General features: G+C 46.1%; 22 protein-coding genes. 7 read left to right on the forward strand and 15 right to left on the reverse strand.

What is annotated here, in order from left to right:
* Positions 1–240: 240 nt before the first annotated feature.
* From GC096_RS36555 to GC096_RS36570, 4 genes are all read right to left on the reverse strand, one after another.
* A complete protein-coding gene (locus tag GC096_RS36555; RefSeq protein ID WP_171637908.1) occupies positions 241–1,296 on the reverse strand; it encodes an acyltransferase in 1,056 nt (351 codons plus the stop codon).
* A 299-nt stretch (positions 1,297–1,595) separates the two neighbouring features.
* Entirely contained in the window at positions 1,596–2,168 is a 573-nt protein-coding gene (locus tag GC096_RS36560) for a ferric reductase-like transmembrane domain-containing protein (protein ID WP_171637916.1), read from the reverse strand.
* The gene (locus GC096_RS36565; protein WP_171637918.1) at positions 2,165–3,130 is read right to left on the reverse strand and encodes an FAD:protein FMN transferase; all 966 of its coding nucleotides are present in this window, start codon (positions 3,128–3,130) and stop codon (positions 2,165–2,167) included. Before GC096_RS36565 ends, GC096_RS36560 begins: the two co-directional genes overlap by 4 nt.
* Positions 3,131–3,160: 30 nt before the next feature.
* Positions 3,161–3,496 (reverse strand): hypothetical protein, encoded by a 336-nt coding sequence (locus tag GC096_RS36570; RefSeq protein ID WP_171637920.1) that lies wholly within the window; start codon positions 3,494–3,496, stop codon positions 3,161–3,163.
* Positions 3,497–4,031: 535 nt separating this feature from the next.
* On the opposite strand from GC096_RS36570, the gene GC096_RS36575 reads away from it, so the two are divergent.
* From GC096_RS36575 to GC096_RS36595, 5 genes are all read left to right on the forward strand, one after another.
* The gene (locus tag GC096_RS36575; RefSeq protein WP_171637922.1) at positions 4,032–5,423 is read left to right on the forward strand and encodes a YheC/YheD family endospore coat-associated protein; all 1,392 of its coding nucleotides are present in this window, start codon (positions 4,032–4,034) and stop codon (positions 5,421–5,423) included.
* Positions 5,424–5,431: 8 nt separating this feature from the next.
* Positions 5,432–6,544, forward strand: coding sequence for a YheC/YheD family endospore coat-associated protein (locus tag GC096_RS36580; RefSeq protein ID WP_171637924.1), 1,113 nt, complete (start codon positions 5,432–5,434; stop codon positions 6,542–6,544).
* 106 nt (positions 6,545–6,650) lie between these two features.
* The gene (locus GC096_RS36585; protein WP_171637926.1) at positions 6,651–8,015 is read left to right on the forward strand and encodes a YheC/YheD family endospore coat-associated protein; all 1,365 of its coding nucleotides are present in this window, start codon (positions 6,651–6,653) and stop codon (positions 8,013–8,015) included.
* Complete coding sequence (locus GC096_RS36590; RefSeq protein ID WP_171637927.1) at positions 8,015–9,142, forward strand: YheC/YheD family endospore coat-associated protein; 1,128 nt, start codon at positions 8,015–8,017, stop codon at positions 9,140–9,142. Before GC096_RS36585 ends, GC096_RS36590 begins: the two co-directional genes overlap by 1 nt.
* 6 nt (positions 9,143–9,148) lie before the next feature.
* Positions 9,149–10,258 (forward strand): YheC/YheD family endospore coat-associated protein, encoded by a 1,110-nt coding sequence (locus GC096_RS36595; protein ID WP_171637929.1) that lies wholly within the window; start codon positions 9,149–9,151, stop codon positions 10,256–10,258.
* 63 nt (positions 10,259–10,321) lie between these two features.
* Here the strand turns inward: GC096_RS36595 and GC096_RS36600 are convergent, their stop codons facing one another.
* From GC096_RS36600 to GC096_RS36615, 4 genes are all read right to left on the reverse strand, one after another.
* Entirely contained in the window at positions 10,322–10,699 is a 378-nt protein-coding gene (locus GC096_RS36600) for an ArsR/SmtB family transcription factor (protein WP_171637931.1), read from the reverse strand.
* A 29-nt stretch (positions 10,700–10,728) separates the two neighbouring features.
* Entirely contained in the window at positions 10,729–11,760 is a 1,032-nt protein-coding gene (locus GC096_RS36605; protein WP_171637933.1) for a cation diffusion facilitator family transporter, read from the reverse strand.
* A gap of 188 nt (positions 11,761–11,948) precedes the next feature.
* Entirely contained in the window at positions 11,949–12,173 is a 225-nt protein-coding gene (locus tag GC096_RS36610; RefSeq protein ID WP_171637935.1) for a spore germination protein, read from the reverse strand.
* Positions 12,174–12,249: 76 nt separating this feature from the next.
* Positions 12,250–12,921 (reverse strand): HAD family hydrolase, encoded by a 672-nt coding sequence (locus GC096_RS36615; RefSeq protein WP_171637937.1) that lies wholly within the window; start codon positions 12,919–12,921, stop codon positions 12,250–12,252.
* A 264-nt stretch (positions 12,922–13,185) separates the two neighbouring features.
* Between GC096_RS36615 and nagB the strand changes: the two genes are divergently transcribed.
* Positions 13,186–13,914 (forward strand): glucosamine-6-phosphate deaminase, encoded by a 729-nt coding sequence (gene nagB / locus GC096_RS36620; protein WP_171637939.1) that lies wholly within the window; start codon positions 13,186–13,188, stop codon positions 13,912–13,914.
* Positions 13,911–15,083, forward strand: a complete 1,173-nt coding sequence (nagA, locus tag GC096_RS36625) for an N-acetylglucosamine-6-phosphate deacetylase (protein ID WP_171637941.1) — start codon at positions 13,911–13,913, stop codon at positions 15,081–15,083. Before nagB ends, nagA begins: the two co-directional genes overlap by 4 nt.
* A 382-nt stretch (positions 15,084–15,465) precedes the next feature.
* On the opposite strand, the gene GC096_RS36630 is transcribed toward nagA, so the two are convergent.
* The 7 genes from GC096_RS36630 to GC096_RS36660 form a co-directional block, all read right to left on the reverse strand.
* Positions 15,466–16,035, reverse strand: a complete 570-nt coding sequence (locus GC096_RS36630; RefSeq protein WP_171637943.1) for a manganese catalase family protein — start codon at positions 16,033–16,035, stop codon at positions 15,466–15,468.
* Positions 16,036–16,056: 21 nt separating this feature from the next.
* A complete protein-coding gene (locus GC096_RS36635; RefSeq protein WP_171637945.1) occupies positions 16,057–16,323 on the reverse strand; it encodes a spore coat protein CotJB in 267 nt (88 codons plus the stop codon).
* A complete protein-coding gene (locus GC096_RS36640; protein WP_171637948.1) occupies positions 16,320–16,559 on the reverse strand; it encodes a spore coat associated protein CotJA in 240 nt (79 codons plus the stop codon). Before GC096_RS36640 ends, GC096_RS36635 begins: the two co-directional genes overlap by 4 nt.
* 197 nt (positions 16,560–16,756) lie before the next feature.
* A complete protein-coding gene (gene ytvI, locus GC096_RS36645) occupies positions 16,757–17,803 on the reverse strand; it encodes a sporulation integral membrane protein YtvI (RefSeq protein WP_171637950.1) in 1,047 nt (348 codons plus the stop codon).
* Positions 17,804–17,817: 14 nt separating this feature from the next.
* Positions 17,818–19,155: a hemolysin family protein gene (locus GC096_RS36650; protein WP_056624147.1), complete on the reverse strand. Its 1,338-nt coding sequence runs from the start codon at positions 19,153–19,155 to the stop codon at positions 17,818–17,820.
* Between the two features lie 26 nt (positions 19,156–19,181).
* Positions 19,182–20,309, reverse strand: a complete 1,128-nt coding sequence (yfkAB, locus tag GC096_RS36655; RefSeq protein ID WP_171637952.1) for a radical SAM/CxCxxxxC motif protein YfkAB — start codon at positions 20,307–20,309, stop codon at positions 19,182–19,184.
* Positions 20,310–20,437: 128 nt separating this feature from the next.
* Positions 20,438–22,663 (reverse strand): MMPL family transporter, encoded by a 2,226-nt coding sequence (locus GC096_RS36660; RefSeq protein WP_171637954.1) that lies wholly within the window; start codon positions 22,661–22,663, stop codon positions 20,438–20,440.
* Between the last annotated feature and the right edge of the window lie 13 nt (positions 22,664–22,676).

A 22,676-nucleotide genomic window follows, 5' to 3' on the forward strand; every position in this document is an offset into this window, starting at 1 on the left:
ACGTTAGGGCGAGCTGGTGTTGAGTCGGTTGCAGGGACTGGCGGCGGTGAGGACGGCGGCTCAGCCGTTGCTGCGCAGCGCAGAACCTCTGCAAGTTCCTGATGCTCGTTCTAGTCACTTATTCTCCCACGAAAAAGCTCCCGCCAAAGCTGCATTTTCGCAGATTTGCGGGAGCCGTTATTGTGGAAGCTGTAACGTGATAGCTTCTTTATCCAGCTACTGGTCACAGGTCTTCCTACCTCACTTCAACAAAACTTTTCTTACCTTCCGATACACCAAAGTCAAGATCCACGGTATGGCCACAATCAAGACAAACACAATGCCATTGTAGAGATTAAATAGTAGAATTGATCCCGGTATGTGAACCTTATATTTCCATAAGGAGAGCAGGGCTGGATGCATCAGATAGACGCCGAAGGAAACCAACCCCAGTGAGACGAAAAAGCTCGCCACACGCTTCCACCTCACTAGGAGCTCCTTAGCCATCCAGATCATGCTCACGCCGATGCCAAGGTTATACAAAAGCCACGCGATCTCATACCACGTATTTTCAAAGGAGTACCCTCTAGAAGCTAACAAATATAGCCCCGTGTACACCAAACCACTCAAGATTGAGGATGGGATCACCCACCCTTTGTTGCGATCTAGCCAAGCGCGGAAATTGCCGTAATTCATCCCGATGGCTCCGCCAATGAGGAAGTAACCGAAATAGGTAATACACAGCTCAGGTTTATGACTGATAGGACCAATCCAGTGACTATAGATATAAACACCAAACTGAACCGCTAACCCCCAAAACGCCAGTGTTTTACGAAACCATGCTGCATTCCTAACAGCCCATACGAGCAAAGGAAACAGCAGGTAGAACTGCACAATAATGATCATAAAATATAAATGATAGCCGGAATCTGCCCATTTTAACTGCTCGAGAAATACTTTCAGATCTACTTTAATTGGATGCCCAGGCGTCCATAACCACGGATTATATATATAGTAGAAAAAGGACCAAACGATATAAGGGACGAGCACTTGTCGAACACGTTTCCAATAGAATATGCCAGCTTGCTTAGCGCTCCAATTATCCGCATAAATATAGAACAGCACGATGCCGCTCAAAAAGATAAAGACGGGAACAGCAAAATAACTTATTTTGTTCAGAAATAAAATAAACAGCTGCGTGCTGCTGCCTTTCAACGCTGGATCCACTGTCCAGTCTGCCGTTACATGAATCAGAACTACAGCCAAAATGGAAATGGCTCTGACAATATCAAGCTCCGTAATCTTTGCTTTTGCCATGTGAGTTTACTATCCTCATTTCATCATAAATACCATTTAAGAGGTTATTCAAAAAGTCCAATTTTGATCACGAAGTGGTCCATGAAGCGTATTCGACATCGAATATTGAATTCAGCCGGAACTTCCGGTGCTCACGTAGCTTCACTACGCTTCGCTCCTCATTTCCTAGCTTCTTTCAATCTTCTCGGTGCTGAAAATCAGACTTTTTGAACACGCATTTTAACTATAGACATTTTCGACATATTTCGCAACAAGGGAATGCGCAAAAGAGTCCCAATCGCCTGGATTGGAACTCAGAATCATATTTGCTTCGATTGACCTAGCTTTACTTGACGTTTACGTGACGACAATTGGAATCTAAGCAGCGTTAAACTAACAAGTATGATCGCTGTTGTGATATACATCGTAGCTGCCCAGCCTTGCTTACTATCTGTCCCTAAGAAGATGCCATGCAGCATGGACAATATAAATATCGGATAGGACAACAGATGAAGTGCAAGCCATACTTTTCTTTTCAACTTTTGTCGAATATCTGTTGTAAACAGTACAAGGAGTAAACCATACATGGCGATAGTCCCCAAGCCGTTCAGTACTGGATTATTTTTAGCTGAAAAAGGGATTAACAGTTCCGCCCAGTCGAAAGGCATGAAAGTATCTATAATGAGAATAGCCGTGTGGAGGAGGGCAAAGCCCATGCCTGTTAAATTCGCATAGGTGTGCCAGCGGAGCAGTTGGCCTTTCTTATGCCCTTTGATCTGAGGATAGCTATAGGTAATACCGATCGCCATGCCAACGAACAAAGTTAAGTAAGAAAGAATACCAAAGGTTCGAATGAGCATCCAGGTAGGCAGTTCAATCAAGAAATGAATCATACGCTTCTTTCTCCTTTCAACCCTATCCAGGAATGCTCCATGCTCCCGAGAAGCGGCTTCACTTGAAACACATCACCAACGGAGCTATATAGGAGTGCTTCCATGTCTTGTGATCTACGTTGGAAGAGCGGGACTCCATCCTCCATTCCGAGCATGCACAACACTTTGGCCCAGACTTCACAGGCAATCAAATCTTGGCCGACAACTGTGCACTGCACAACAGATGATCGGCTTGGCCGCATTGTGCGTGTATCTATAAGATGATGCATCTCTCCTGTGTTCGTTAGCCAACGTCTGCGTAATATGCTGGAAGTAGCTACAGCACCGGTTCGTAGTTGAAGCGTAACTTCCTTGGACGGATCCGTTTCGAAAGGATTGGCAATCCCGATACACCAAGGCTCATTCTCTGCAGCCCCTCCCCATACCGATACATCTCCACCCGCATTAATGAATCCTCTACGAACTCGCCAATCCGTCTGCAGACGATTCGCAACCTGCTGAGCAGTCCAGCTTTTGACAATCCCACCGAAATCCACTTTGTACCCGGCTAATAAGCGAACCGATTTCATCCAAGGATCCACTTGCAACGACATACCTGAGTGTGGGAGTAGATTGGGTTGCTCAAGCTCCATCAATCTTTCCTGTATTCGCTCAAATGATTGCCGATAGCCAGCCCGCTCCATCGCATGTCCAACACAAATATCAAAAGCACCATTGGTTTGTTCCTGATAATGCCTTGCTAGTTCAAGAACTTCGAGCATGCTGTCAGAAACAAAACTTAGCTGCCCGCTTCTCGCATTGAGATATGAGCATTCACTTGTCGGAATAAACCGGCTAAACCGTTGCTCTGCATGAGCAAAACCATCCAACACAGGGATTTCAAGCTCGGCAGTTGGTGTTTCCGTTTCCAGTAGGATTTGTATGTGTGAATTCATCGCACGAAATGTAAAATCACGAAACATGTAGCCATCCTCTCCTGTCCCGACTCGACGCTAGGATGCGTGGCTTCTTGTGTGGGTTTTGGTCTGATTCTGCTGTTGGGATTGTGAAAGTGATTGCGAGGAAGAGTCATCTGTCCGATTGAGCTGGTTTCGACTACTTTCACTGCGCTCCATCCTATTATTCGAATTTCTACTGAAATTTTCTGACGATGGCATGTCTTGCTTTTTCTGAGCAATCACGGGTGTCGTATTTAGCTTCGCATTCGATGCTTCTCGAACCGCCGTAAGAAATTCAGGGCTCTCTTTGACTTCCTGAAACAAATAGACAACAATCATCGCACTAACGAATCCGATCTGCCATTTGGTCCATTTCGAGGATGCTTTCATTCCTAACCCATCCCATCTCTATGAATAAGAATCTAAGCTCATTATACGCGGTTAAAGGCCTAAAATCCTGAGTAAGCCCTAAAAAATAGCTGAATATTCACTGAAGTTATGTATGAAGAATGGGCGCTTTCCTCCCGATGCCTAGGCACAAAGGGAAATATGTCCTCATATGATGGAGTAGTTTACTTTGCTTAAACAGCAATACCGCCATGACCAGATAAGAAAGTATTCGCTTTCGATTTACGAAACAGCTTTCTTGTTGGAGATAAAATCTACCAGATATAGGGATCTTTGGTCGAAGGCCAAAGTCTCTCCTTTCCCGGGGCCCCCACAAATTAATGTAGAAACGCATATCGAAAAAAGCCAAAGATGACTAACCGCTTTACGCGGAAAGTGTAGAAGCCGACCGAGCGCTCACTCGGTGCGGACTGACTTTGCTTCGAAGATTCTCGTCACTTTGTAGGGGAGAATAGCGGTCGATCATCCTTGAATGGCCTCGATAGGGATTTTCTCATGCTGGAAGGAGTGTTCACTATTGACCAGATCGAAAGTTGGCGTAACCATTCAAAGCACCAGCATCTTTTTGGATGATCGGACCGTTGTTCTAAGTGAAGCCATTGCAAGAAAATGGAAAGTTCCGTCCAATCAAATGATTAACATGCGATTCGGCTCCTCTCAGCAGGATGTTAAAGTGGTCACAGCTGCTGTACCGAATAGCCTTCGCGTCGACCCTGCGCTTGCATCTAAGATAGGTCTTCATCAAGGGGCTCGGCTTACCATCAACTATAAGCCAACTTCGAATACAATGTCGATTGGACCCTTAATTGGTGTCATGATTAGCCGCGTTAACGCGAGTTCCACGAGCCGCCCTTTTGGTGCTATCACCACTTTTTGTAAAGAATTGACCGATGCGTGTGATCAGATGGGGGCTAGTGTGTGTTTCTTCCCACCGAAAGAAATGCGCGCCAACCCACAGTCACTTTCTGCTTATTCTTATGCCAATGGTTCTTGGAGTAAAAGAACGTTCCCGATTCCGAATGTCATTTACAATCGTCTCACCTCACGCAAGTACGAGAATATGCCCAATGTTCAACAATTCATGAAGGACGTCAAGTCCCGATATGGCACAGAAATCTTTAACGAGAAATATTTGAACAAAACAGAGGTTTTCGAAGCTTTGCGAAAAGATAGCTCGTTGCATAGCTACTTGCCGGAGTCTTATCTTTTCAAAAACTTTCAAATGCTGAAATCTATGGCTGCTCGCCATAGTGTTCTATTCCTCAAACCTATTACGGGAAGTCTTGGAAATGGCATTATTCGTATTCGCAGAGAAGGCCTTGGCGAATCGTATACGGCTCATTCAACTAGCCTTGCAGGCGTCCGCCGACAAACGTTCCCTTCTCTGCTTGCCGTTTTTCAATCCGTTTCTGGAAAGCTCAAGACACAGCGCTATCAAATACAGCAAGGACTTGATCTCATTTCATCCGAGGGGAATCCGATTGACTTCCGAGCACTTGTGCAGCGGGGAGAAAAAGGAGAATGGGAAATCACTTCGATTGTAGGTCGGATTGCGGGTGCTCAGCACTTTGTTTCTAACCTGGCACGAGGTGGATCCTTATCCACAGTACCGGCTGCGCTCGCCAAAGCCTCTTTCAATACAACTGCAGCTCGCTCTTCGATTATTCGTCGTTTACGCAAGGCCTCTTTGGACATTGCCAAAGGGATCGAAACCCAGATCCCTAGTCATTTCGGTGAATTAGGCATAGATCTTGCCGTTGATCGATCAGGTAGAGTATGGCTGCTCGAAGTGAACTCTAAGCCTTCTAAGGATGATAATACAGCGCTCAACACCGACAACACGAAAAATAAAATCAGACCATCTGTAAGAACTTTAGTTAAATACGCTCGTTTTCTAGCGAAGCATTGAGGTGAACTATGCGATTGCGAACACAACGCCCCTTGTTAGGCATCATGGTTACCGAACTGAACCGAGAACTGCCCTTTGCAAGCTCGAGTTTTTATCAGAATCTGTCTGCACATGGTGCTAGCAGAGGGATCGATGTGTTTGTTTTCTCGCCTAATCGCATCGATTGGATGCAAGGGATGGTAAGAGGCTATATGTACGATCGGATACAGTCAACATGGATAACTAAGTTGTTCCCCCTGCCCTCTCTCATCTATGATCGCTGCTTCTTCAGCAATAAACATAGTTATCTCACTTATCAGTATCATGTACGCAAGCTGCGTGAGATCCCTACGATTCGATTCCTTGGCTATGGTCTTGGCGGAAAGTGGGAAGTAGGGCTGATTCTGCAAAAAGATCCTGCCTTACTGCCTTACTTGCCAGAGACCAGTAGACTCCGAAGCGGACATCAACTTGAAAGTTGGTTACAGAGCCACTCAGACGCATTCTTAAAGCCTCAAGGCGGGAGTCAAGGCAAGGGTGCGATCCACATTCACAAAGTGGGTTCCCTGTTTAGGCTGCATGGACGAGATGGACGTAATCATCCCGTTTCGGAAGAGTTTCAAGAATGGTCCGCTTGCTGGCAATGGCTGAAGCATCAAATAGGCTCACGTCCTTACCTCCTGCAACACTATTTACAACTCCACTCCATGAACGGAATGTCCTATGACGTACGATCTCTAGTCCAGAAAAATGGTCGCGGAAACTGGGAACATACGGGTATGGCCGTTCGCGTTGGAAAGCCTGGAAGCATCACTTCCAATCTGCATGGCGGAGGCACTGCTGAAGATGTGAGTGCGTATCTAACTCGCGAATTCGGAGAGATGAAGTCTGAACAGCTGATAGACACCATAACCACGCTCTCTAATCATATCCCGTCTGTACTCGAGTCCAATCATGGCCGATTAGCCGAGTTAGGCATTGATTTCGGTATTGATACCAGCGGACGCGTATGGATTCTTGAAGTGAATTCAAAGCCGGGTCGAACGATTTTCGCCCGTTTGCATAATGAGCGTGCTCGTTCGAAATCAATTGCAAATCCAATCCACTATGCTGGATTTTTGTTGAACAAACAGCTGAGCTGAAGTTTAGCTAAGCTTTGTTTGAACGTGCTCATGGGGGCAGAACGTCATATCTGCTTGGTTTGACACGGAAAGCCCCGTAGGGCAACAAGTTTAGGAGGGTAACCTAATGAGTTTGACATCGTGTATGCTCCACGCCGTACAACGAACAGATAGATCGGTCTACTTAACGAGCGATCTCGCCAAAGCTTTACGGTTAACCGGAACTAAATCCATTACTGTAAAGGTTGGGAGTAAAGGGACTTCGTTACCGGTCCGTTTGATCAAAAAAAGTGGTCAGCATATGTACATCCCGCTTTCCCTAATGGCCTCCTTGCGTATTCCTCGCACAGGGAATGTGTTAGTCGTGAATACCAACAATAAAGAGCTTCGCATCGGTCCACTTATTGGCGTTCTAACCAATGTGGAAAACGGTACATCGCCATTCGGCTCCAAAACAGGCTTCATTCGTCAAGTTATCAACACGGGCTCACAACGTTCTTTCAGCTTTGCTTTCAGCCCTAAGAGTGTAAATTGGATACAGGAGACCGTAACTGGCCTTATACCCAAAGAAGGCGGCGGTTGGATGCGTAAAACCTTCCCGCTTCCCGATGTTATTTACAATCGGCTCTCCAGCCGTAAAGCTGAGAAATCAGCCGGGATGGAGGGATTTAAAAATCGCTTCGTGGGGCGAGGTATTCCGATCTTTAACTGGAGCTTCTTTGATAAATGGGATGTTTACAAAATGTTAGATGGTGACGAAGCTTTCCGCTTCGTACCCGAATCCCGAATTAATCCCACAGCCGAACAAATCAAAGAAATGTTGGATAAACATAAATTTATTTACTTAAAACCAACTGCAGGCAGCCTTGGCATCGGCATATATCGTGTTACCTATAATCCGAAGCGTGGTTATTTCGTCCGCTTCCGGAAAGGGAATAAGAATGTCCTGATTCGTTATGCCAAATTCGAAGGTTTGATGCAAATGTTGGGAACAGGGCGCGGCCGTTTAGCTAGCTATGTTGCCCAACAAGGAATTCGGCTCATCGAAATTGATAATTGTCCGATTGACTTCCGCTTCCACTTAACGAAAAACGGCAGTAATCAATGGGTTGTTGCAGCGATTGGGGCTAAGAAATCAGGAAAAGGCAGTGTCACAACGCATATCCGAAACGGTGGGCAGCTCATGACACCTGAGCAGGTTCTTCGTCTAGTTTATGGGGCACGCGGGGAACAAATTCTTGATAATGCCAAGGAAACAGCGATTAAACTCGCACAAGGCATTGAAAATAATTACAATCATTTGCTCGGTGAGTTAGGCTTCGATATCGGAATTGATCAGAATGAAAAAGTGTGGATGTTTGAAGCTAATGCAAAGCCTGGTCGATCCATTTTCAAGCATCCTTCGCTGAAAGACGGAGACACGGCCACCCTTCAAAGTGTGTATGAGCATTGTCTTTATTTGAGCCGTTTCCGCTCAAGGAGGGAAAATTAATGGGTTTTACCCTTCATGAGAGAGCTCCTAAACCAACATTAGCTATCCTTACCGTAAAAGACAGTTCCCGTGTATTTCGCGGAAATTTAGATAACTTTCTTGACCTGATCAAAACAGGCGAGCGATACGGTCTTGACGTTTATGTCGTGACTGCCAAGGACTTCAGTATTTCGAACTCTGAAATGTACGGTTATCGCTTTCGTCCAAGTGCTAATAAATGGAGCAGGGAACTCGTTCCCTCTCCTCAAGTTGTTTATAACCGCATTCCTTATCGAAAAATGGAAATGAAACCAGAGGTCCAGCAAACGATTCAGGCTTGTAAACGGAGCACCAGCATTCATTTATTCAACCCTTCCTTTTTTAATAAATGGACATTATTCAGTTGGTTAAATAACGCCAAAGAAAGTAAGCCGTTCATGCCGGATACCCTGCAGATGAATGAAGTAGCAGATCTCTCCCAATTATTACAGAAGCACCCTGTACTCTACTTGAAGCCTGTTAAAGGTAAAGCCGGAATCGGCATTATGCGTATAGATCGTGTTAGCCCTAAGGGAAGCAATGGACAATATCGGCTTAGTCGCCTCGAAGACAAAAAGATGGTCTATAGTTATCATAACGGCGCGGATGACATCTGGAACGAATGGGAGATGCATAGCGGTGGCCAAGATTATATCGTCCAACAAGGGATTGCGCTAACTAGATTCAAAGAACGTGCTTACGATCTGCGTGCATTAGTCCAGAAAACAGCAAGAGGAGAATGGAGTGTCTCTGGGATTGGCGCCCGTGTAGCAGGCAAAGCCAGCATAACCACACACGTTCCGCGGGGTGGTTCCATTGACGAACCCAGGAAGCTGCTTGCCTATGTTTTCGGTCCCAAAGAAGCCAAAAACATTCTAAAACGGGTTCGTCAAGCAGTGATTACACTGGCTACACAAATAGAGAAATCATCAGGCAATCCACTTGGTGAAATGTCCATGGATATCGGTGTTGACACGTCTGGACATATTTGGTTTTTTGAAGCGAATTCGAAACCAATGAAATTCGATGAACCTCGAATCCGCCAGAAATCACTTGAACGGATTATTCAATACAGTCTGCATTTGATCAATAATCGGAGAAGAAGGTGATTATGCTTGGCTCAAGAACGACTAGGCGTACTCGCTATTTATTTAAACAACTCACGACTTGAGGAACTGGCTTATTTCCAGAAGCTTAGCAAGGAAGGCCAACGACTAGGTGTTCAAGTCGAGGTGTTTACTCCGGCGGATGTACAGGGAAATGCCGTGCGAACTCTCACATTTGATTCCAGTCGAGGAAGATGGCTTCGGAAGTACACAACATTACCACCCATTATCTATGATCGCTGCCGCTATAGAGCCGCGGCGAATTATCATATGCTACAAGCTTTTCGCAACCGCCATGCCAAGCTCATCTATTTGAGCAAACCGCTGGCCAATAAATGGGCGATGCATCAAACTCTCTCCCAAAACACTGGCATCCGCCCTTATCTACCATCCACCGTTCGCTACAGCACCATCCAAGAGTTGATGAGGTTTCTGAAGAAACATAAGCTCATCTACGTAAAACCAAAGAATGGCACCGGAGGAAGAGGAATTCTTCGGATTGAACAGATTTCCTCTGATCTCTATTTGTTACAAGGCAGAAATCAATTCCGTTCGATCATTGCTCCCTTCAGAGCGAATGAGAAACAGCTGGCCATCAAGCTTCATACGTTGAATTTGAGCCCCGACTATGTCGTTCAGCAAGGGATCCAACTAACTCTTAATGATGGTCGTGTTCATGACTATCGGTTGTTGATTCAGAAAAATGGTCAAGGCGAATGGGAAGTGACGGGGTGCGCAGGAAGAATTGGCCCTCATCGCAGTATTACCTCCAATCTTCATGGTGGCGGCACGGCTGTCACGCAAGATCGCTTATTAGGATACCGCTTCTCATCTCAAGAGAAAATTGCAGACATCAAAGACGAGATGAACGATTTCGCTTATAAGCTGGCCGATTATTTGGAGGTCAAATTCGGGAAGCTGTGTGAATTGGGGATGGACATCGCCGTAGATTCCAAAGGAAGTGTCTGGCTGCTCGAAGTGAATCCGAAGCCATCACGGGAAGTGTTTCGCAGGATCGGACAGCACGCCACCTACCAGAAGGCCGTAACAAGGCCACTAGAATATGCGCTTTGGATGCTGCGGCAGAAAAAAGGCACGGATGACAGCACGGAATCATAGTTCACCAAAAAAACAAGCGAATCACCTTGCTGGGTGAACGCTTGTTTTTTGGTTTACTTCGTTTTATTTGTGCCCTAGATGCACCATCGTTTGCACAAAAATCTGTTCAATGTGCTCGTCATCCAAAGAGTAGTAAACGGTTTTGCCTTCTTTTCGTCTTTTGACAATATGAAGATCCCTTAAATACCTAAGTTGATGAGATACTGCAGACTGCTCCATCCCAATTCGCATCCCCAGATCGTGAACACAAAGCTCCTTATTTAGTAGAAAGTAGATGATTTTAACGCGCGTAGGATCTCCTAGGGCTTTGAAAATCTCTACAATACCAGTGGCCTGCTCATCGGTTAGCTCACTCTCTCGTTCCGCTTGCGTTATAGCCGTATGCTCACAGCTACAATCATCATCGGTTACTTTCCTCGCTTCCAGTAATCCCTTATCCATAGGAAATCCTCCTGTCCTCGTCACCTATTTTAAACCAAAAGCGTTTGATGGTCGATCGTTGATTTCTCGATTTGTATGGTCGCGTGTGTAATACCAAACCGCTTCTCAATAACGGTAATTCCTTGCTGCAGAATAGTTTGGCTATCCCGATCATCCTTAATCAGCAAATGACAACTCAGGGCTTCTATGCCCGAAGTTATCGTCCACACATGCAAGTCATGTACATCAATGACACCTTCGATTTCTTCTAGAACTTGTTTAACAGAGACCATAGAAATAGAACTTGGTGTTCCTTCCATCAAGATGTGAAGAGTTGATTTCAGAACGCCCCAGGCGCCTCTTAAAATAAGTAGAGACACAATGATACTAATGATGGGGTCTGCTACATACCAGCCAAATAACAGCATCACAGCACCGGCTATAATCGCGCCTACAGAACCTAACGCATCACCTAAGATATGCAGATAAGCACTCCGTAAATTCAGATTACCATGTACATCACCCTTACGCATGAGCGACCAAGCGCTTAATAAATTGGCGATTAGTCCTATGCACGCGATGAGCATCATGGATCCGCTAGCAACAGCAGCAGGATGGCGGAATCGATCAATCGCTTCCCATATTATGAGTCCAGCAATGACGAATAACGTCACCGCATTAAAAAGTGCTGCCAATATTTCAATACGGTGAAATCCAAAGGATAAACGAGCTGAGCTGGGCTTCGCTGTAAACCATAGCGCTAGGAGGCTCAATGCTAGTGCACCCGCATCGCTTAGCATGTGGCCAGAATCAGACAGCAGTGCCAAACTGTTCGTCCAGAGTCCACCAACCAATTCAAGAACCATGATACTCGCTGTTATTCCTAGCGCGATCAACAGCCCTTGCTTATTGCCTGAATGCCCGTGATGATGGCCATGGTGATGTCCGTGGCCATGATGATGATCATGATGATGACCGTGTTGCTCAGATTCATGGTGAGCGTGGCCCTCATGCTCATGACCTTTTTCTTCTCCGTGGTCATGTCCACATGCGTGTTCCTTTTTCGAATCATGCTGATGCATGGCATTACCTCCCCAGTCGCAAACGACATACTTAGAACTACATGTTCATATATGAATGATTACTCATATGTTAATAATAAATAAACATGCTTGCCAGTGTCAATAGGCTTCTCCAAAAAGAAAAGACCGATTCATCTCGCCACGCATGGTGAGCTTGAATCGGTCAACTTCTAGGCAACTAGAATCGCTTAGGTCCCCGTTGCTGTCTTATTCGCCCCTGCATCAATCACATCAGGGTCTAACGTAATTGTCGCACTGAATACGGTCGTAGAAATCGAGAAGTCCCCAGTGATTCCTCCTCCAGCACCTGCGTATGATTTGGAGGCACTCGTCGGAGCAATGATACACGTATCTCCGTTAATCAGGTTTCCTTCATTCCTTATAATATTGAATATCCCTACAAAAGAAGGCATTCTGATCAGCACCTTTATCTCTCAATGTGCTACAGTGTATGCCCAAGGCTCCCGCTTTGCGACAGACCTGCGAGAATTAGGAAATATAGTCCAGCAGCTCAGTAAATCGTCGAATTCGGATATGTGCACCCTCAAGTTCACCAGCTTCTCGAAAGCCAGCATAGTCGCATGCCACAACAGTAAGGTTATTACGAAGTCCCGCTTCTACGTCTGACGAACGATCTCCAACCATCCAAGCGGACTGAATACCGTGTTTTTCGAGCAAAATTTGGACTAAATCTACTTTGGAACGCGTTTGGTACTCTCCTGCACTATATAAGCCTTCGAACAGATGCGCTAGCCCCATCTCCGCGATTACTTGTTTGACGTAATCTTCTAACCCATTACTGGCTACAAATAAACGAACCCCTTTGGCATGCAAAGTCTGTAAGGTTTCAGCTACACCCTCGTATAATACCCCGCGGCCCTCCTGAAGTCCTTCGACCTGGTACTTAATCAATAACTTATCAGCCTCCTGATGTACGGCAACAGGTGACTCTGGCATCACACGCATCCATATTTGTTCAAGGAGCATACCTAACGCACCAAGAATTCGGTCTTCAGGCGGTGTCTCCCCTTCATATATTCCTTTGGCTCGAAGCTCGTCGAAAGTCGCATGGTACGCTGGTAATAGTAAGGTTTCCGTCTGAAATAACGTCCCATCCAAATCGAAAAGCATCGCTTCTGGCAGTTGTCCCCGAGTCGTCATGTTCTTACTCCTTTTTCTGTATAAAATAGTTGTAATGATCTATGTTAAGAATGGCAAACATACCCATGTAAGTCAATGTAGAATAGTGGAAAATGGTTATTGCCGATCTCAAAAATATCAGTTATGATTGAAATGAGAATAATTTGATCCATAAATGAAATTTTCACGCAAAATAAAAATGAACTCTTTCTAAATAGTCCATTGAACCTTACTTATCTCTCTACCACTTACATTTTACATCCATGAAAGCGAGGAATAATGAGTATGAATCTTCATATTTTCCAGAATCAACAAGAACTTAACGAAGCAGGTGCAGGTATTATTACCTCTCTGGTTCAAATGCAGCCCAAAGCTGTTCTCGGCTTAGCCACAGGTGGCACACCGGTTGGTATTTACGAAGAGCTCGTGAAAGCCTACGAGAAGGGCCGTGTTAGTTTTAAACAAGTGACAACTTTTAATCTAGATGAATACGTTGGCTTACCTGAGGACCATTCTGAAAGCTATCATGCTTATATGCAGCAGCATTTATTTGCGCATATTGATCTTCCTGCGGAAGCCGCTCATATCCCGAATGGGAATGCACCTGACTTGGAAGCAGAGTGTGAGCGATTCAATCAACTTTTGGATGATGCGAAACAAATTGATCTGCAAATTCTAGGCCTTGGCCATAATGGACATATCGGCTTTAATGAGCCTGACGATTCCTTGATTAGTGGTACACACCGTGTTGAATTAAAAGAAGAGACACGTGAAGCCAATGCGCGATACTTCGATTCCATTAATGACGTGCCTACACACGCCTTGACGATGGGCGTTGGTACCATTCTGAAAGCCAAAACAATTCTTTTGATCGTACGCGGCGCTGATAAAGCCGAAATCGTACATCGTGCTCTAACGGGACCGATTACAACTGAAGTACCTGCCACACTGCTACAGACTCATCCTCATCTAGTTGTTCTTCTTGATGCTGAGGCAGGGAGGCTGTTCGAATGAGCGAGCTTCTCATCTCCGGTGCCAAGGTCGTCACGGAACAAGGTATCATTGAAAATGGATTAGTTCATGTAATAGATGGCAAATTGGCCTACGTGGGTGAACCATCTGGTTGGCAGAACACAGCTAGTCCAAGTGTAGTTCGCATCGAAGCAGACGGCAAATGGTTGCTGCCTGGCTTCATTGACGTTCATGTGCATGGCGGTTACGGCGCTGACTTCATGGATGCGAATTCGGAAACTTTGGATACGATCACCAAATTTCATGCTTCGCATGGCACAACTGGCATGCTGGCTACGACGATGACAGCTACGCGTGAAGCCATTGATCGTGTGCTCGTTGAAGTGAACAGCTATATAGATCAGGGCATGCCTTATGCTCAGCTGCTTGGCGTGCACTTGGAAGGTCCTTTCATTTCGCCGAAGTGGGCCGGCGCTCAAGATCCGAAGCTCATGGTTACACCCCAGCTTGATTGGTTGAAAGATTGGCATGAGCGGTTCCCGCAGCTCATGAAGCAGTTGACGCTTGCCCCCGAGCGCGAGGGGGGCCATGAGATGATCGCGTGGCTGCGCGATCAAGGCATCGTTGCCGCATGCGGCCACACGGACGCCTCTTACGCCGACATCCAGTCGGCGGTGGCTGTGGGGCTCTCGCATGCGGTGCATACCTTCAACGCGATGAAGCCGCTGCATCATCGCGAGCCAGGGACCGTCGGTGCCGTGCTCACCGACGCGCGCATCAGCGGCGAGGTGATCGCCGATGGGATCCATGTGCATCCAGCAGCGATTAAGCTGCTGACGATGGTGAAGCAGCCGCATGGCTTGCTGCTGATCACGGACGCCATGTCCGCCGCCGGGCTCGGCGACGGGCAGTACGACCTAGGCGGCCAAGCCGTGACCGTGCAGGCGGGCGTTGCCCGGCTGACGGAGGGCGGCGCGCTCGCCGGCAGTACGCTGACGATGATCGATGCGCTCCGGTTTATGGTGCGCGAGGTCGGTGTCAGCGTCGCAGAAGCGAGCCGCTACGCGAGCGGCAATCCGGCGAGGCTGCTCGGCCTCGAAGCGACGCACGGCTCGATCACCGAAGGCAAGCATGCCGACTTGTTGCTGATCAGCTCGGAGCTTGAGCTCGAGCAGGTTTGGGTGCACGGCATGACGATGAATGAAGCTTAATTGTGGTTGTCTAATTAAATAAAAGAAAAAGTGGTCGCTCCGTTTATTCAACGATGGAGCGACCACTTTTTATGTCGACTAGTACGGGACGGACTACTCCCTCGGCAACTCATTAGTCCGAAATTGCGGAATTAATCTCATTGTTCGCTCCATTACATCTTAAATAGTCCTAAATTTCCAAACTAATTCGATCAAAACAACTCTTACACAGGGAAAATGGATAATTAATTCGGCAAAATCGAACTATTGGTCATTTTTCATAAGTAACACTCGGTTTAGTTCGGAGGAATCGGACTAACGCAGTAGAGGGCCGCCTCAAAGTAGCGATAACTACTTTGAGGCGGCCCTCTTTCTATGGATGCGGTACATGTACCGCCACTCCCTAATAAATCTTCTTCTCCACGCGATCCGCCTTCAAAATTTCAACAGCCTCCCTAAACCGCAAGGAATGCACAATCTCCCGCTCCCGCAGAAACTTCAAGCTATCTTGCAAGTCGACGTCATCTGTCAAATCAATTAACCATTGGTAAGTCGCCCTCGCCTTCTCCTCTGCTGCTATGTCCTCGTAAAGGTCGGCGATAGGATCCCCTTTGGCTTGTATGTAGGTTGCGGTCCAGGGGACGCCTCCTGCGCTCTGATAGAAGAGTCCGCGATCATGGGCGACGTAGTGATCATCCAATCCTGCCGCTTTCATTTGCTCCAGCGTGGCGTCCTTCGTCAGCTTATAGACCATCGTAGCAATCATTTCGAGGTGGGCAAACTCCTCCGTTCCTATATCCGTCAGCAATCCTACAACCTTATCCGGTATCGAATAACGCTGGTTCAAATAGCGCAGTGCCGCAGCGAGTTCCCCGTCAGCTCCCCCATACTGCTCAAGAAGCAGTTTGGCCATCCGCGGATCACATTTGCTTACCTTGACTGGGTATTGCAGCTTTTTCTCATAAATCCACATGGGCTATCCTCCTTCTTCTCCCTAAACTTGCCACGGCCAAGGAGTCTCCACCCACTGCCATGGGGCTTTCGTGAAGCTGTGTCCAAAGGGCATCAAGGGGCCAAACTCCATTTCGAACTGCTGAGCCATATGCATGCGCTTATGGGCAAATTGATTATACTGCTGGAGCACGCTCAGATCGTCCGGGTGCGTATCCAAATACAGGGTCAACTCCACCAATACAAAATCCACGGCTTGCAAATCACGAAGTTGCGTGTAATAGGCTTCGGGCAGCGCTCGCTCGCTCATGTAGATTCGCCTCCTTCATCCCCTCTAATCTCCTGTAACGGATTCGGATAGGGCCCATAAAGTGCTGGCCAGAGCGTCCCCATTTTCAAAGCATCATAGGGGCTAAATTGCGGCAATCCTGGCGGTTGAAAATGCATATACAATTGCGGCGGCGTATTATACCATTTCACTCGAATCGGTGGACAGGGGTCACACGGTCCGATATACGGGTACCAACTTTTAAATTGTGTGTACATACGTCTCCTCCTTTTCAGAGCCTATATGACTCGTTATATGCGGCATAACTTGACCAAAATCACCGATTTCCCATCTTTTTCGATGAGAAATCAATTCAGCTTCACTCTCGAGCCCTACACCCCCGCCAAACGCAAAAAAATCCCTCTCCGATTGCACCCGCGCAATTCGAAAAAGGATTCCTTTTACCACACATTTCTTAATCTAATTTAATATTCAATTTCAACACGCCAGCTTTGCGCAACGCTTGATAAATAATGACGACCAGAGGACCGAGGAACAAGCCGGCTAAGCCTAGCCATTCAAAGCCAATATACAAGGAAATTAAAGCCGCTAACGAGTTGATCCCAACGGCATCACTAAGCACTTTGGGCTCTACAATCCGGCGGAGGATGATGAGCACCAAGAAGAGCACGAACAAGCCAATTCCCATACTCGTATATCCTAGCAGCAGCTGATAAATGATCCATGGGATGAAAATAATGCCAGTTCCTATCACGGGTACGAATTCCATCACCATAACTAGCAGTGAAATGGCGAGTGGGTACTCTGCCCGAAGGACGAGCAATCCAATGAAAGTCAACAAATACGTAAAGATTGCCATGATCAGCTGTGCGCGAATGAAGCCAAAAATAGCTTCACGCAAGTAAGTCAGCACATTTTCCATTTTTTCCTTCGTGTTCGTTTCAAACATCGAGAGAAAAGCAACCTTCAAATTGGGCAAGTTGTACATGCACAAATACAGGGTGATCACATAGATGATCAATAGCATGAATAAATTAGGGATCTTCCCAGCCATATTAAGGAAAAATCCTGAAATACCACTCAAAATACTCGTCAATGCTCCGGTTAACGTCTCTGTTCCCCGTTCTACCCACGTCTGTACTTGCGCTGCCATCTCTGGGGATAAAGAGTCATAGAATACTTGAGTTCGCACCACTGCTTGATCAACGTAATTATTGACATCCTCCATGTAATTAGGCGCTTTACGACCAAGATCGATTAACTCGGTTACGACATTCATCCCAATAAAATAGATTAATGCCACCATCATCAAAGTAAATGCCGTACTAACAATTGTTGCGGCAACAAAGCGTTTCATTTTCGCGACACGCATCAAGAGAGTTGTGAGTGGGTCTAAAAAAATAGCAGTCACCAACGCTAAGAAAAATGGCAGCCCTATGGTGAACAAACCGTAAAGCACCAGTATTCCTACCGCCATGATTATAGCTGTCCTAGGTGACATAGAGACTCCTCCGATTATTCATTTCCCGGTTTAACCGTGTCAATATTCGTTATATGTATACGAACAATACGTAATCGATCTACCTCAGTCACTTCGAAAACATGATTAGCATAAGGCACTTTCTTCCCTTTGACAGGCGCACCTTCCACCTTCTTGAACAGCCAGCCGCCTATCGAATCCACATCATCATCTTCAATTTGGAGGTCTAGCATGTCGTTCAGGTCTTCTAGCAATACACGACCATCGACAGAGGTATATTTGTCTTTCACTTCCACGCCAGGTCGCTCATTCACATCGAATTCGTCATGCAACTCTCCCACAATTTCCTCGATGATATCCTCTAAAGCTAAAAGTCCCGCAGTTCCCCCGTACTCATCAACAACGATCGCGAGTTGGGAATGCTTTTTCTGCATGAGCTTAAGCACGCGACTAACTTCCATCGACTCCGGCACGTTCAAAATAGGACGAATGAAGGTCTTGAGTTCCTGCTCGACATCAGGATCCGCCGTTAGTAAGTCAGCAATATGTACAAAACCTACGATGTTATCTTTATGCCCATCAGCTACAGGGTAGCGTGTGTGTTTGGTTTCATGAACGAATCGCAAATTATCGATAAAACTTGTTTCCAGAAACAGACAATCCATATCTGTCCGCGGCAGCATCACTTCACGAGCGATGAGATCGGAGAATTCAAAAATATTATCGAAAAGCGTCATCTCATCTTCATTGATATGACCGCTTTTGACACTCTCATCCATCAGGATTCGAATTTCTTCCTCGGTGTGTGCGGCTTCATTCTCACTGGCAGGCTCAACACCGATCATCGCAAGAAATTTGTTCGCCGCGCCATTAAGCACCCATATAATCGGGCGAAATATTCGATAGAAAAACAATAGCGGAGCTGAGAGCCACAAAGAGGTCAATTCAGGTTTTTGAATCGCAAACGATTTAGGAGCCAATTCCCCTAGCACAATGTGCATAAACGTAATAAATCCGAAAGCAATAACAAAAGACAATGTCGTTGTATACACGGATTCCCCTAAGCCAAATGTATGAAATAGAGGTTCCATAATCAGATCATGAATCGCAGGTTCTCCAATCCAACCCAGTCCCAAGGAGGCAAGTGTAATACCAAGCTGTGTGGCTGATAAATACCTATCCAGTTGCGACGTTACGATACTCGCATATTTGGCTTTTCCGCTGCCTTCATTGACAAGCTGTTGAATACGAGAATGCCGAACCTTCACAAGGGCAAACTCAGCTGCTACGAAAAAGCCATTTAACAGCACGAGTAAGATAACCAGGAAAAGATTAAGTGCGATGGAACCGAAATCAAACGACGTATGTGGCAAAATGTATTTCTCCTTCAGAAAGATGATTAGATAATAGCTTTACGGCTTTTGAAATCCACAGTGCGATAGTACGAGTCAGCTACAAGCAGGTTGGGTCCGCAACAGGATGCCGTACTACAGAAGCAATTCACCTGCTGGTTTAGCGGATTGTTCTCCCAACGCGCAAAGATATCATCAAGCCCATCATCATGTATATTTCCAAGCGGAGGCTCATTAGCAAAATCGGTAACGAAAACCTCGCCAGTAAACGTACTGACGTTCAATCGGTTCCGTCCATCTGGGTCGTTACGAACCGTAACATTTTGCTCCTCACGTAGACGCTTAACTAGCTTACGGTCCGCTTCCAGTTCATTACATGCGAAGAAAGGCAGCGTTCCGAACAGCATCCACATTTCTGGATTGCGATGGTCTAACAAGCGATGGATACTAGCGCGCAATTCGTCTAGCGTAACCATCGGAAGATGTGAGGCGAAAGAGCTTGCATACATCGGATGTACCTCGTGACGCTTGCACCCCATTTCATTAATTAACTGATGAATCTCAGGCAATTTCAAATGGGTTCTCGTGTTAATCATCGATTCCGCAGAAACGTACAAACCGCCCTTGCTTAGCGCGATTGTATTATTCACCATTCGCTCATACATCCCTGATGCCGTTACTTGCCCCACGGCACGCTGAGAATTCACAAATCCTACTTGATGAAAATCATCTGCATTCAAATAATTAAACGAAATATGCATCACATCGAGATACGGCGCAAGCAGCTCATAACGCTCCAAATCTAACGTTAGATTCGAGTTGATTTGAGTACGAATTCCCCGTTCCCGCGCATACTTCAGGATTGGCAGCATGTAGTCCTTCACAATCTTGATGTGGTAGGACGGCTCGCCGCCTGTTAAACTAATCGTTTCCAAATGTTCAATCTCATCCAGCTTTTGTAAAATAACTGGCAACGGAATACGTGGTCCTTCCGACATCGTAAGTGAATCCCCAACTGCACAATGCTCACAACGCATATTACACAGATTGGTGATGGTTAGTTCTATGCTGGTTAATACATGTTTCCCATATTTCCGATACGACCTAATGGGGTCCCAAGGATCATATTGGGGAGTTAACTCCGGTAAGATGGAGTGTGTTACGTTCCTATTCATGCTGTTTACACCTGACCTATCATTTCCTATTCAAGAACATGTTACTACCTATTATGCCTATACCTATGCCCTTTATTGTAACTTATGATTCACAAAAAAGGAAACAGAGACAGGAATTGCAGATGGCGCTACCGCTTCTCTACTTTTGCCTTAGGCTTCACACGGAGCCACCTTGGTGCCCACCAATTGGCGTCACCGAGCAGTTTCATAAGCGCAGGAACGAGCATAACCCGTACGATCGTAGCATCAATTAATACAGCGAGCCCGAGGCCAAGTCCCAACGCTTTCATAATTTCGATATCCGTGAAAATAAATGATCCAACTACGACAACAAGAATGAAAGCTGCGCTTGTAATTAAGCTCCCTGTTTTTTTCAAACCTTCAGCTGTACTCTGATCATTGTCTCCACTTGCCTCATACTCTTCCATGATACGTGAGATGAGGAACACTTCATAATCCATGGAGATACCAAATACGACACAGAAGATGATAACAGGCAGTGTTGCACTCACATATCCGATTGACGTAATGTGCAGCATATCCGCCATAAATCCATGTTGGAAAACTAATACGACGATACCTAAGCTAGCGCCTAAACTAAGCATATTCATCAGCACAGCTTTAAGCGGGAGCAGGACGGAACGAAATGCCAGCAAAAGAACGAGATAGGTAATTCCCATAACGAAAATAAGAACTTCAGGAATTTCCTTTTGAATGCGATCAATGATGTCCAATCGGTAGGCAGGCCCACCTGTAACGGCAGTCTCTAATCCTTCTTTGTTCAACTTGCGGAGCTCATGAACTAACGTATCCGTCACAGGATCATCGGTGTCCTTCTCAGGTACAACGACCATCAATGCGGTATGACCTTTCGCTAATTGCGCGTCTTCTAACTGCTTTTGAACATCAGGCTTTGTAAACATACCTGTAAGCTCTGCATTCGAATGCTGCCCTAAGACGGTTAGATAGCTCTGCACCTCTTTTACGCCAGCGACAGCTTTGACTCGTTCTCCGTAAGCTTGAATCTCGTCGATCGAGGCTGCTGACCAGATCTCCTCTTTCGTATGTATCACAATTTGAATGGGCCCTGTCATACGAGGATCATAGGCGGTTTTGAGCAACTCCGCTCCATATCGGGATTCATAGCTTGGAGGAAGGACCTCCGCATTAGGCACCCCTAATTTCATATGCCAGATCGGCGTCATACTGTAGATCAACACGCCGCCTATTAGCACAACTAAAACGACTGGACGTTTCATCACCGCGTAGGCGATTTTCTCCCAGAATTTCGATGTTTCTTGCTTACGGAATCGTTTAGGAACGACCTGTAAGGAGTTAATGCGATGACCTAAAATACCTAGAAGTGCTAACAGAACTGTATTGGCCACAATGACGGAAATTGAAACAACGATAACCCCTCCGAGACAAAGGGACCGGAAGAAGGTCAAATCCACGAACAGCATTCCCAATAAACCAATGAGTACCGCGATACCCGAGAAGAAAATCGATCTTCCTGCTGTTTGACATGTCATGGCTACGGCAGCAGCTACACTACCTTGTACTTTAAGCTCCTCACGAAATCGGCTAACCAGAAAGAGCGCATAGTCAATCCCAACAGCAAGCCCCAGCATTGTAACCATATTCGGCAAAAAATTCGATAAAGATTGATGCTGCGCGATAAAATAGGTAACTCCAAGTGTGAGCGTCACACTCATCAATCCCACAACCATGGGTAGGAATGCTGCAACAAATGTACCGAAAACAATTAACAATACGAGAAGTGCAATAGGTAAACCAATCGCTTCCGACTTGGCAATATCATGTTTGCTAGCTACTTGCATGTCATACAGAATTGCGGGACCTCCCGTTACATACACGTCCATACCTGCCGGTGGATGCACAAGCGACTTAAGCTCCGGATATGCCTCCAAGGCAGGATCTGTATCCAATGTGAGCGATACACTAACAGCTTGGACATCTAGATGTCCCTCGTTCCGAGGCGTAGTTATAAATTTCACATTCTCTACATAAGACAATTCTTTCAGTTTCGTAAGTGAGGCCATGATCGCATCTTGCTGATCTTTCACCGTTATATCCAGCCCATTACGCCCCACATAAACGATATTCAGCTGTGTTCGAGGCACACCAAGCTCATCCCTCATTTGAATCAAGCCCAGATCGGATTCGCTCCCTTTCGGAGTAAACCCGTTGTCTTTCAACATACCTGGTGTTTTTTGAGCAAAAATAGCAAAGATAAGCATTAAACTAATGCCAATCGTTAGCACTAACCATCGGAACCGAAACATGGCGTGCCCCCATCTCCAGAACAACCCTTTTTCCATGGACTCCCGCATCGTGCTTCCTCCT

The organism is Paenibacillus plantarum, from assembly GCF_013141695.1.
Classification (GTDB): Bacteria; Bacillota; Bacilli; order Paenibacillales; family NBRC-103111; genus Paenibacillus_E; species Paenibacillus_E plantarum.

Bases quoted from the DNA above. Each gene is read 5' to 3' on its own strand.
- GC096_RS36630 (WP_171637943.1), bottom strand. From the start codon at position 16,035: ATGTGGATTTATGAGAAAAAGCTGCAATACCCAGTCAAGGTAAGCAAA.
- GC096_RS36555 (WP_171637908.1), bottom strand. From the start codon at position 1,296: ATGGCAAAAGCAAAGATTACGGAGCTTGATATTGTCAGAGCCATTTCC.
- nagA (WP_171637941.1), top strand. From the start codon at position 13,911: ATGAGCGAGCTTCTCATCTCCGGTGCCAAGGTCGTCACGGAACAAGGT.
- GC096_RS36610 (WP_171637935.1), bottom strand. From the start codon at position 12,173: ATGCCTTCTTTTGTAGGGATATTCAATATTATAAGGAATGAAGGAAAC.
- GC096_RS36640 (WP_171637948.1), bottom strand. From the start codon at position 16,559: ATGTACACACAATTTAAAAGTTGGTACCCGTATATCGGACCGTGTGAC.
- GC096_RS36600 (WP_171637931.1), bottom strand. From the start codon at position 10,699: ATGGATAAGGGATTACTGGAAGCGAGGAAAGTAACCGATGATGATTGT.
- GC096_RS36580 (WP_171637924.1), top strand. From the start codon at position 5,432: ATGCGATTGCGAACACAACGCCCCTTGTTAGGCATCATGGTTACCGAA.
- GC096_RS36635 (WP_171637945.1), bottom strand. From the start codon at position 16,323: ATGAGCGAGCGAGCGCTGCCCGAAGCCTATTACACGCAACTTCGTGAT.
- nagB (WP_171637939.1), top strand. From the start codon at position 13,186: ATGAATCTTCATATTTTCCAGAATCAACAAGAACTTAACGAAGCAGGT.
- GC096_RS36605 (WP_171637933.1), bottom strand. From the start codon at position 11,760: ATGCATCAGCATGATTCGAAAAAGGAACACGCATGTGGACATGACCAC.
- ytvI (WP_171637950.1), bottom strand. From the start codon at position 17,803: ATGTCACCTAGGACAGCTATAATCATGGCGGTAGGAATACTGGTGCTT.
- GC096_RS36570 (WP_171637920.1), bottom strand. From the start codon at position 3,496: ATGAAAGCATCCTCGAAATGGACCAAATGGCAGATCGGATTCGTTAGT.
- yfkAB (WP_171637952.1), bottom strand. From the start codon at position 20,309: ATGAATAGGAACGTAACACACTCCATCTTACCGGAGTTAACTCCCCAA.
- GC096_RS36615 (WP_171637937.1), bottom strand. From the start codon at position 12,921: ATGACGACTCGGGGACAACTGCCAGAAGCGATGCTTTTCGATTTGGAT.
- GC096_RS36560 (WP_171637916.1), bottom strand. From the start codon at position 2,168: ATGATTCATTTCTTGATTGAACTGCCTACCTGGATGCTCATTCGAACC.
- GC096_RS36565 (WP_171637918.1), bottom strand. From the start codon at position 3,130: ATGTTTCGTGATTTTACATTTCGTGCGATGAATTCACACATACAAATC.
- GC096_RS36590 (WP_171637927.1), top strand. From the start codon at position 8,015: ATGGGTTTTACCCTTCATGAGAGAGCTCCTAAACCAACATTAGCTATC.
- GC096_RS36585 (WP_171637926.1), top strand. From the start codon at position 6,651: ATGAGTTTGACATCGTGTATGCTCCACGCCGTACAACGAACAGATAGA.
- GC096_RS36660 (WP_171637954.1), bottom strand. From the start codon at position 22,663: ATGCGGGAGTCCATGGAAAAAGGGTTGTTCTGGAGATGGGGGCACGCC.